Raw genomic sequence first — 9,662 nt, 5'->3', positions numbered from 1 at the left:
GGTAGCTCATGTCAACTCCCGGCCGCCCGTTCGATCGGCGTCGCGCGCGGGGTGTTACGTTGCGCGTGCGTCACGCAATCGCATGGGCGGGGAGAGAATCGCTATGGAGACCACCACACAGCAGACCGATCAGCAACGGTCTGCCGAGCGCCGGCGGCGCGAGTTGCTGGAGGCCGCCGACCGGGTGGTGCTCCGCGACGGCCCCGGTGCCTCGATGAACGCCATCGCCGCGGAGGCCGGCATCACCAAGCCGATCCTGTACCGGCACTTCGGAGACAAGGGCGGACTGTACGCCGCGCTCGCCAAGCGGCACACCGACGCACTCCTCGAAGCGCTGCGCGCCGCCCTGGACGCGCCGGCCGAGCGGCGCGAGCGGGTCGAGAAGACCCTGGACACCTACCTCGCGGCGATCGAGGCCCGCCCGCAGGTCTACCGCTTCCTCATGCACCCCTCGGACGCCGCCTCCCCCGGCGATCAGGGCTTCGACGTGGGCCTGCACTCCGCTCCCGTACTGCGCCGCATGGGCGAGGAGCTCGCGCAGGTCATCGAGGAGCGGGTCGACCTCGGTCCTGGCAGTGCGCAGCTCGCGCGCGTGTGGGGGCACGGCATCGTCGGCATGATGCACGCGGCGGGCGACTGGTGGCTGGGCGAACGCCCGTGCCCGCGGGCGGAGTTGGTCAGCAGCCTGGCCGACCTGCTGTGGGGACGGCTCGCAGCGGCGGGCGACCGCGTCGGCGGCCCCGGCTTCTGAGAACCCCTCAGGCCCGGCCGACCGCGTGGAGTCAGCTGCTCCAGGGCGCCTTGGCGGCGGCCCGCAGAACCCTGCGCCGCCGCCAGCCCGTGACGTGATCGGTGTAGACGCCGCCCTCCAGGTGATCGCACTCGTGCTGCAGGCAGCGCGCGAACCAGCCGGTCCCGTGCACCCGCACCGGCTCACCGAGCATCGTGACGCCCTCCACCACCGCGTGGTCGAAGCGCGGCGTGCCCGCCTCGAGGCCCGGCAGCGAGAGACAGCCCTCCGGTCCGCGCACGACGATGCCGTCCGCCTCCACGAGGCGGGGGTTCACGACGTACCCGAGATGGCGCACATCGTCGTCGTCCGGGCAGTCGTACACGAAGACCCGCCGGTTCACGCCGATCTGGTTGGCGGCGAGACCCACCCCCTGGGCGGCGTACATCGTGGCGTACATGTCCTCGATGAGCCGGGCCAGTTCGGGGCCGAAGTCGGTGACCTCCTCACAGGGCTTGTGCAGCACGGGGTCACCGAGCAGTGTCAGAGGTCGTACGCGCCCCGAGGCGCCCGGGATCGAGCCGTGTCGCATGGCCGCAAGGGTACGGTCCTTGGTGAACCCCGGGGTCGGGGTGGTGCCGCGGTTCGGGCTCGACAGTGGATCTCGATAGGCTGAGGTTCATCGCGTTGCCGGGGGCAGACGCGGCGCCGTAAGCAAGGAGGATCCAGAACTGATGGCAGGCAACACGGACCCGCTGTCGCCGCGGGCCAAGCTGGCCGTGACGGCGGGCAAGGCGGCCGCGGCGGTGTCGCGCGCGGCGGGCCGCGGCAGCGGATCGGTGATCGGCGGCCGCGTTTCACTCAAACTCGACCCCGACCTGCTCGGGCGTCTCGCCACGCACCTGGACGTGGTGCTCGTCTCCGCCACGAACGGCAAGACGACCACGACCCGGCTGCTCGCGGAGGCGCTGCGCGCCAGCGGGCCCGTGGTGTCGAACGCGCTGGGCGCGAACATGCCGGCCGGGATCACCTCGGCCCTCGCGGGCGGCTCGGACGCCCGGTTCGGCGTGATCGAGGTCGACGAGAAGTATCTCGCCGGTGTCGCCCGCGACGTGGAACCGAAGGCGATCGCGCTGCTCAACCTCTCGCGCGACCAGCTGGACCGCGCCGCCGAGACCCGCATGATGGCCGAGAACTGGCGCGAGGGCCTGGCCGGTTCCAAGGCCGTCGTGATCGCGAACGCGGACGACCCGCTGGTCGTCTGGGCCGCGTCCTCGTCCCCGAACGTGGTCTGGGTGGCCGCGGGACAGGAGTGGAAGGACGACGCCTGGTCGTGCCCCTCCTGCGGTGGTGTGATGCAGCGCCCCGGTGACGACTGGTTCTGCGGCGAGTGCGGCTTCCGCCGCCCCGCGCCCAGCTGGGTGCTCTCCGGCGACCACGTCCTCGACCCGCACGGCTCCGCCTGGCCGATCCATCTGCAGCTGCCGGGCCGGGCGAACAAGGCGAACGCCACCACGTCGGCCGCCGTCGCCGCCGTCTTCGGCGTGCCGCCGCAGGTCGCCCTGGAGCGCATGTACCAGGTGCAGGCCGTCGCCGGACGCTATGACGTCGTGCAGTTCCAGGGCCGTGACCTGCGCCTGCTCCTCGCGAAGAACCCGGCGGGCTGGCTCGAAACGTTTTCGCTGATCGACCCGCCGCCCACCCCGGTGGTGCTCTCCGTGAACGCCCGGGGCGCCGACGGCACCGACACCTCCTGGCTGTGGGACGTCGACTACACCCGTCTTGCCGGTCACCCGATCTTCGTGCTCGGCGACCGCAAGCTGGACCTCGCCGTGCGTCTCGAGGTCGCCGGCCTGGACTTCCGGGTCTGCGAGTCCCTCGACGAGGCCGTGCAGCTGGCGCCGCCCGGACGCATCGAGACGATCGCGAACTACACCGCGTTCCAGGACCTGCGCCGCCGCGTCGGCAACTGACCCCACCGGACCCTCTAGACCCTCGTAGGGACGAATGAGCATGAGCGACAACAGCCTGCGGCTGGTGTGGGTCTACCCCGACCTGCTCAGCACGTACGGAGACCAGGGCAACGCCCTGGTCGTGGAGCGCCGCGCCCACCAGCGCGGCCTCCAGGTCGAGCGTTACGACGTACGCAGCGACCAGCCGGTGCCCACCTCCGGCGACATCTACCTGATCGGCGGCGGCGAGGACCGCCCGCAGCGACTGGCGGCCGAGCGGCTGCGCCGCGACGGCGGCCTGCAGCGGGCCGTGGGCAACGGCGCGATCGTCTTCTCGGTGTGCGCGGGCTACCAGATCCTGGGCCAGGAGTTCATCAACGACCTCGGCCAGCGCGAGCCGGGCCTCGGCCTGCTCGACGTGATCTCCACCCGCGGCGAGGGCGACCGCTGCGTCGGCGACGTCCTCGGCGACATCGACCCGCAGCTGGGCCTGCCCCCGCTGACCGGCTTCGAGAACCACCAGGGCATCACGCACATCGGCCCGTCCGCGCGGCCGCTCGCCCGCGTCACGCTCGGCCGGGGCAACGGCACGGGCGACGGCACCGAGGGCGCGTACAACGGCACCGTCTTCGGCACGTACATGCACGGTCCCGTCCTGGCCCGCAACCCGCTGATCGCGGACCTGCTCCTGAAGCTGGCCCTCGACGTGAACGCGCTGCCGCCGACGGACGACCGCTGGTACGAGGCGTTGCGCGCCGAGCGCATGAACGCGGCGCAGCAGCCCGCCTGAAGCCCCGGCCGCACAGGTGAGCGGCCGAGTCCAGCAGTCGGACGCCCGGTGCTGCCCCGCCCCCTCTCGCCTATAGGGTGGCGGGGTTCCAGCCGGACGACGTGGTCCGGACTTCGGCCCACGTTGCAAAGGTTTCCCGGGCTATGCGCATTGGTGTCCTCACCTCCGGCGGCGACTGCCCCGGTCTGAACGCCGTCATCCGTTCGGTCGTGCACCGCGCCGTCGTCGACCACGGCGACGAGGTCATCGGCTTCCACGACGGCTGGCGTGGTCTGCTCGAATGCGACTACCGCAAGCTCGACCTGGACGCGGTGGGCGGCATCCTGGCGCGTGGCGGAACGATTCTCGGCTCCTCCCGTGTCCAGCCCGCGCATCTGCGCGACGGCGTCGAGCGGGCCAAGGGCCACCTCGCCGACCTGGGCCTCGACGCGGTCATCCCGATCGGCGGCGAAGGCACGCTGAAGGCGGCCCGGCTCCTGTCGGACGCCGGTCTGCCGATCGTCGGGGTGCCCAAGACGATCGACAACGACATCGCGGTCACCGACGTGACGTTCGGCTTCGACACCGCGGTCGGTGTCGCGACCGAGGCCCTGGACCGTCTCAAGACGACCGCGGAGTCGCACCAGCGGGTCCTGATCGTCGAGGTCATGGGCCGGCACACCGGCTGGATCGCGCTGCACTCGGGCATGGCGGCCGGCGCGCACGCGATCGTCGTGCCGGAGCGCCCCTTCGACATCGAGGAACTGGCGGCGAAGGTCGGCGAACGCTTCTCCGCGGGCAAGAAGTTCGCGATCGTCGTGGCCGCCGAAGGCGCCAAGCCGCGCGAGGGCTCGATGAAGTTCGACGAGGGCATCAAGGACATGTACGGCCACGAGCGGTTCGCCGGCATCGCCCGCCAGCTCTCCATCGAACTGGAGCAGCGTCTGGGCAAGGAGGCGCGCCCGGTGATCCTCGGGCACGTCCAGCGCGGCGGCACCCCGACCGCGTACGACCGTGTCCTCGCCACCCGCTTCGGCTGGCACGCGGTGGAGGCCGTGCACCGCGGCGAGTTCGGCAGGATGACGGCGCTGCGCGGCACGGACATCACGATGGTCCCGCTCGCCGAGGCCGTCGAGACCCTGAAGACGGTGCCGGACGAGCGCTACGCCGAGGCGGAGTGCGTCCTCTAGGGACAGGCTCTGTTTCACGGCTCGAGGAACGGCCCCCGGACGCGTCGGCGTCCGGGGGTCGTTCTAGTCTGGTGCGGACACACAGCGCACAACCGCACGAATCAGGAGCCAGTGGATGGATCACAGCGGGCACGGCATGAACATGGATCTGCCGCCGTTCACGCTGGGGCGCGGGCTCGAGCTCTCGGCCGACCCCTTCTTCCTCATCGGCTGCCTGGTGGCGCTCGCGCTCTACGCCTTGGGTGTGGTCCGGCTCGTACGGCGCGGTGACAAGTGGCCGGTCGGGCGCACCATTTCCTTCGTGGTGGGCGTGCTGACCATCCTGCTCGTGATGTGCACCAAGCTGAACGACTACGGCATGGTCATGTTCAGCGTGCACATGGTGCAGCACATGATCATCAGCATGCTCTCGCCGATCCTGATCCTGATGGGCGCACCGATCACCCTCGCCCTGCGCGCGCTGCCGGTCGCGGCCCGCGGCAGCAAGGGCCCGCGCGAATGGCTGCTCTGGATCCTGCAGAGCCGCTACATGCGGATCATCACGCACCCCGCGTTCACGATCCCGCTGTTCATCGCGAGCCTGTACGCGCTGTACTTCACGCCGCTCTTCGACACCCTGATGGGGTCCAAGGTGGGCCACATCGGGATGATGGTGCACTTCCTCGCGGTCGGCCTGGTCTTCTTCTGGCCGATCATGGGCGTGGACCCGGGTCCGCACCGGCCCGGATACATCATGCGGATGCTGGAGCTGTTCGCGGGCATGCCGTTCCACGCGTTCTTCGGCATCGCCCTGATGATGGCCTCCGAGCCGATGGTCGGCACCTACAAGAACCCGCCGTCCTCGCTCGGCATCGACGCGCTCGCTGATCAGACGGCTGCCGGAGGCATCGCCTGGGCGTTCAGCGAGGTGCCGTCGGTCCTCGTGCTGCTGGCGCTGCTCTTCCAGTGGTACCGCTCCGAACAGCGCCAGGCGCGGCGTACGGACCGGGCCGCCGACCGTGACGGTGACAAGGAGCTAGAGGCGTACAACGCCTATCTCGCCTCACTGGCCGCGCGCGGGCGCTAGCGGCAAAGGGTCTTCGCAGGCGAGGATGGTCTCAGGCCGCGGTCTTGGCGTCGATACGCCGGGCTGCCGGGAGGAGGCAGGACGATGCCTGATTCTACGAAGACGATGGGTGTATTCACCATCGGAGGCTTGGTCGCGGTGACCGCGTACACGGTCGCGCTGGGGAGCAACGGCTGGCTGTGGTTCGGCTGGGTCGTCATCGGGATGCTCACGCTGGCGATGGTGCTCTCGCGCAGCACCCCCTGAGGCGCCGCGCACAGCCGAGGAAAGGTGCGGGGCGGCGCCCGGGGCGGACTGTCGGCCGACGCCGTCAGAAGCGGAAGACGGCGCCCGTCGAGTACCCCATCTCGCAGGCGTTGCCGTACGTCTTGTTCCAGCTGACCGGCTTTCCCCGGTGCAGCCCGGTCGCGCTCACGGTGACCGGGGCGTACTGCTTGGTGCAGATCCCCGACTTCGTCATCGGCAGCGCGTCGAAGTCGCCGCCCGCCTTGTCGATCGCCGCGCAGGCCGCGGCCGCGTGCGGATGATGTGCGGGCCGCTGGGTCACGCAGTCGAGCAGTACCCCGCGCACCCAGGCGTTGTCCTGCCCCGTGACGGTGAGGAAGACGCCGCTCGACCGCTCGGGGGCCGTTTCGCCTGCCGCGTGGGCGGGCGCGGCCACGGCGAGGGAGACCAGCGCGGCGGCGGTGGCGGCGGCCGGGCGCAGGCGGGACGTGGGACGAGACCTCATGGGACCTCCTGTGACGGTGACGTACTGCGTCGGAGAGAGGCCAGGCCACCCCCGCACCCGGCGGCCGCGCGGCCGACACGCCGGACGCTCACCCGGACGTGTGCGGAGCACGGTCCGGACGGGCGTGCCACCGGCCGGCCGTGCCGTCGCGCGAAGGGACCGAGGCCGCCGGGCTTCGCTCCCTTCTCCCGTCGCGGCGGCGCACTTAAACTGACCGCTGCGCGAGGACCCGTGACCTGCGACGACGCAGCACCCAGGCCGGTCCATCTACGTCAAGGAGCAACGGGTGTTCTACTACCTGCTCAAGTACGTCGTCCTGGGGCCGCTGCTGCGGCTCATGTTCCGGCCGCGCATCGAGGGGCTCGAGCATGTACCGGAGTCGGGTGCGGCGATCGTGGCGGGCAACCACCTCTCGTTCTCGGACCACTTTCTGATGCCCGCCATCATCAAGCGGCGGATCACCTTCCTCGCCAAGGCCGAGTACTTCACGGGCCCCGGCATCAGGGGCCGTCTGACGGCCGCGTTCTTCCGCAGCGCGGGGCAGATCCCGGTGGACCGCTCCGGCAAGGAGGCGGGCCAGGCCGCGATCCGCGAGGGCCTCGGGGTGCTGCGCAAGGGTGAGCTGCTCGGCATCTATCCGGAGGGCACCCGCTCGCACGACGGGCGTCTCTACAAGGGCAAGGTCGGCGTCGCGGCGATGGCGCTCAAGGCGCAGGTGCCGGTGATCCCCTGCGCGATGATCGGCACGTTCGAGGCGCAGCCGCCGGGTCAGAAGGTGCCGAACTTCCGGAGTGTGGCCATCCGCTTCGGCGCCCCGCTGGACTTCTCGCGCTACGCGGGCATGGAGAACGAGAAGGCGGTCCTGCGCGCCGTCACGGACGAGATCATGTACGCCATCCTCGGGCTCTCCGGACAGGAGTACGTCGACAAGTACGCCGCGGTCGTCAAGGCCGAGGAAGCCGAGCGTGCCGCCGCCGCGAGCAGGCGGAAGTTCCCCCGCATGCCGCTGAGTTGATGGGGTGACGTACGGTCGTGCCCATGAGCGAACACACCCTCTACACCAAGCTGATCGGGCTGCTCGACGAGCGGGGCGCGGCGTACCGCGTCATCGAGCACGAGGCCGAGGGCGCCACGGAGGCGGTGAGCGCGCTGCGGGGCAACACGCTGCAGCAGGCCGCCAAGTGCATCGTGGTGATGGTGAAGATCGGCAAGAAGACGAAGCGGTACGTGCTCGCCGTGGTGCCCGGCGACCGGCGTGTCGACCTGAACGCCGTCAAGCAGCTCCTGGGCGGGACGTACGCGGGCTTCGCGACGCAGGAAGCGGCCGAGCGGCTCGCGGGCAGCGTGAGCGGCACGATCCTGCCGTTCTCCTTCGACCCCGAGCTCGAACTGGTCGTGGACCCGGCGCTGCTCGCCCATGACGAGCTGTTCTTCAACGCGGCGCGCCTCGACCGCTCGCTGGCGCTGCGGACCGCGGACTACGAGGCGGTCGCCGAACCGCGCAGGGCGGAGATCGCGCAGCAGGCGGCCTAGCGGCCGCACGGCGAAGGGGCGGCCGGGTCTCCCCGGCCGCCCCTCGCTCAGCTGTCTGTCGTTCGCCTAGCGGCGGACCGTCACGGCTTGGGCGTGGCGTGCGGTGCGCACGTCACGTCCTTGCTGTCCACCTTGCCGGTCAGCAGGTAGGTGTCGACACGGTCGTTGAGGCACGGGTTGACCAGGTTCGTGATGCCGTGCGAGCCGGCGTCCTTCTCCGTGATCAGACGCGAGCCCTTGAACCGCTTGTGCAGCTCGACGGCGCCCCCGTACGGGGTTGCCGCGTCACGCGTCGCCTGCGCGATGAGCACGGGCGGCAGACCCTTGCCGGTCTTGACCTCGACGGGCTCGTGCTGCTTGCTCGACCAGGTCGCGCAGGGCAGGTTCATCCAGGCGTTGGCCCACGTCATGAACGGGTTGTCGCGGTGGATGCGGGTGTTGTCCCGGTCCCACTTCTTCCAGCTGGTGGGCCACTTGGCGTCCGCGCACTCGACGGCGGTGTAGACGGCGTTGCCGTTCTCCGACGCGATGTTGCCCGCGGTGTCCGACAGGTCGGGGCTGGCTGCCTCGATCAGCGGCTTGGCGTCACCGGCGACGTACTTGCTGAAGTTCGTCGCGATCCCGACCCACGCGGAGTCGTAGTACGGCGCGCTCTGGAAGTAGGAGACGAGCTCGGCGGGGCCGACGACTCCGCCCAGCGGCTCCTTCTTCGCGGCGGCACGCAGCTTGTCCCAGTTCTTGGCGACCTTGTCCGCGGTGTCCCCGAGGTGGAAGGTGGCGTCGTACTTGGCGACCCACGTCATCCAGTCCTTGAGGCGGACCTCGAAGGCGATGTCCTGGTCGAGGTTGGCCTCGTACCAGATCTTCTTCTTCGACGGGTTGACCACGGAGTCGACGACCATGCGGCGCACGTGCGTCGGGAAGAGCGTTCCGTAGACCGCGCCGAGGTAGGTGCCGTAGGAGACGCCGAGGAAGTTCAGCTTCTTCTCGCCGAGCGCGGCCCGGATGACGTCCAGGTCGCGTGCGGTGTTCGGTGTCGTCATGTGCGGCAGCATGTCGCCGCTGCGTTCGGCGCAGCCGTCCGCGTACTCGGCGGCGAGCTTGCGCTGGGCGCGCTTGTCCGCCTCGGAGTCCGGCACCGGGTCGAGCTTGGGGGCCTTGACGAACTCCTGCGGGTCCACGCAGGAGATGGGCGCCGAGTGCCCGACACCGCGCGGGTCGAAGCCCACGAAGTCGTAGGCCTTGGCCGTCTTCTCCCAGAGCTTGGCCTTGGTGGCCACGCGGTTGGGGAAGCGGAGCCCGGAACCGCCGGGGCCGCCGGGGTTGTAGACGAGCGCGCCCTGGCGCTCCTTCTTCGTCCCGGTGTTGCCGATGTGGTCCACGGCGAGCTTGATCTTCTTGCCGTTGGGCTTGGCGTAATCGACCGGAACGGTCACCCAGCCGCACGTGACGGCCTTCTCCAGACCCCAGTCAGCAGGGCATGCCTGCCAGTCGATGCCGGCCTTGGCGGCACGCTGCGCGGCGAGCGCGACACCGCGCGCCTCGGAACTGGTCCGCTGGCGGGCGTCAGCGCTGCCGCTGCCCTGACGGGCCTCGGCATTGGCGACCGGCGCCATGATCGCGCCCGCTATGAGCGAGCCCGTGATCAGCGTGCCGGCTGCGCCGAATGCTGTGGTGCGTCTCAACTGGTTC

11 protein-coding genes are annotated in these 9,662 nt (G+C 70.4%); 8 read left to right on the top strand and 3 right to left on the bottom strand.

Annotation, left to right across the window (positions count from 1 at the left end):
- Positions 1 to 103 precede the first annotated feature (103 nt).
- The gene (locus ACWGIH_RS19170; protein ID WP_453447900.1) at positions 104 to 751 is read left to right on the top strand and encodes a TetR family transcriptional regulator; all 648 of its coding nucleotides are present in this window, start codon (positions 104 to 106) and stop codon (positions 749 to 751) included.
- 31 nt (positions 752 to 782) lie between these two features.
- On the opposite strand, the gene def is transcribed toward ACWGIH_RS19170, so the two are convergent.
- Positions 783 to 1,322 carry a peptide deformylase gene (gene def / locus ACWGIH_RS19165; RefSeq protein ID WP_453447902.1) on the bottom strand — a complete coding sequence of 180 codons (540 nt, stop codon included), beginning with the start codon at positions 1,320 to 1,322 and terminating at the stop codon, positions 783 to 785.
- A 142-nt stretch (positions 1,323 to 1,464) separates the two neighbouring features.
- On the opposite strand from def, the gene ACWGIH_RS19160 reads away from it, so the two are divergent.
- The 5 genes from ACWGIH_RS19160 to ACWGIH_RS19140 all read left to right on the top strand — a co-directional run bounded on the left by ACWGIH_RS19160 (position 1,465) and on the right by ACWGIH_RS19140 (position 5,953).
- Positions 1,465 to 2,703, top strand: a complete 1,239-nt coding sequence (locus ACWGIH_RS19160; RefSeq protein WP_344519320.1) for a MurT ligase domain-containing protein — start codon at positions 1,465 to 1,467, stop codon at positions 2,701 to 2,703.
- A 40-nt stretch (positions 2,704 to 2,743) separates the two neighbouring features.
- Positions 2,744 to 3,472, top strand: coding sequence for a type 1 glutamine amidotransferase (locus ACWGIH_RS19155; protein ID WP_160509220.1), 729 nt, complete (start codon positions 2,744 to 2,746; stop codon positions 3,470 to 3,472).
- Between the two features lie 143 nt (positions 3,473 to 3,615).
- Complete coding sequence (locus ACWGIH_RS19150; protein ID WP_453447903.1) at positions 3,616 to 4,641, top strand: 6-phosphofructokinase; 1,026 nt, start codon at positions 3,616 to 3,618, stop codon at positions 4,639 to 4,641.
- Positions 4,642 to 4,756: 115 nt separating this feature from the next.
- The gene (locus ACWGIH_RS19145) at positions 4,757 to 5,707 is read left to right on the top strand and encodes a cytochrome c oxidase assembly protein (RefSeq protein ID WP_453447905.1); all 951 of its coding nucleotides are present in this window, start codon (positions 4,757 to 4,759) and stop codon (positions 5,705 to 5,707) included.
- A gap of 84 nt (positions 5,708 to 5,791) precedes the next feature.
- Positions 5,792 to 5,953 (top strand): hypothetical protein, encoded by a 162-nt coding sequence (locus ACWGIH_RS19140; RefSeq protein WP_190078913.1) that lies wholly within the window; start codon positions 5,792 to 5,794, stop codon positions 5,951 to 5,953.
- Positions 5,954 to 6,017: 64 nt separating this feature from the next.
- Here ACWGIH_RS19140 and ACWGIH_RS19135 read toward each other — a convergent pair whose 3' ends face one another.
- Positions 6,018 to 6,437 carry an SSI family serine proteinase inhibitor gene (locus ACWGIH_RS19135; RefSeq protein WP_453447907.1) on the bottom strand — a complete coding sequence of 140 codons (420 nt, stop codon included), beginning with the start codon at positions 6,435 to 6,437 and terminating at the stop codon, positions 6,018 to 6,020.
- Positions 6,438 to 6,723: 286 nt separating this feature from the next.
- Between ACWGIH_RS19135 and ACWGIH_RS19130 the strand changes: the two genes are divergently transcribed.
- Both ACWGIH_RS19130 and ACWGIH_RS19125 read left to right on the top strand, forming a co-directional pair.
- The gene (locus tag ACWGIH_RS19130; protein ID WP_453447908.1) at positions 6,724 to 7,452 is read left to right on the top strand and encodes a lysophospholipid acyltransferase family protein; all 729 of its coding nucleotides are present in this window, start codon (positions 6,724 to 6,726) and stop codon (positions 7,450 to 7,452) included.
- Between the two features lie 23 nt (positions 7,453 to 7,475).
- Positions 7,476 to 7,970, top strand: coding sequence for a YbaK/EbsC family protein (locus ACWGIH_RS19125; protein ID WP_453447909.1), 495 nt, complete (start codon positions 7,476 to 7,478; stop codon positions 7,968 to 7,970).
- An 80-nt stretch (positions 7,971 to 8,050) separates the two neighbouring features.
- On the opposite strand, the gene ACWGIH_RS19120 is transcribed toward ACWGIH_RS19125, so the two are convergent.
- Positions 8,051 to 9,655 carry an alpha/beta hydrolase gene (locus ACWGIH_RS19120; protein ID WP_453447911.1) on the bottom strand — a complete coding sequence of 535 codons (1,605 nt, stop codon included), beginning with the start codon at positions 9,653 to 9,655 and terminating at the stop codon, positions 8,051 to 8,053.
- Positions 9,656 to 9,662: the final 7 nt, after the last annotated feature.

It is taken from the genome of Streptomyces sp. NPDC054872, from assembly GCF_053610705.1.
This window is presented reverse-complemented; position numbering and strand designations above follow the sequence as displayed.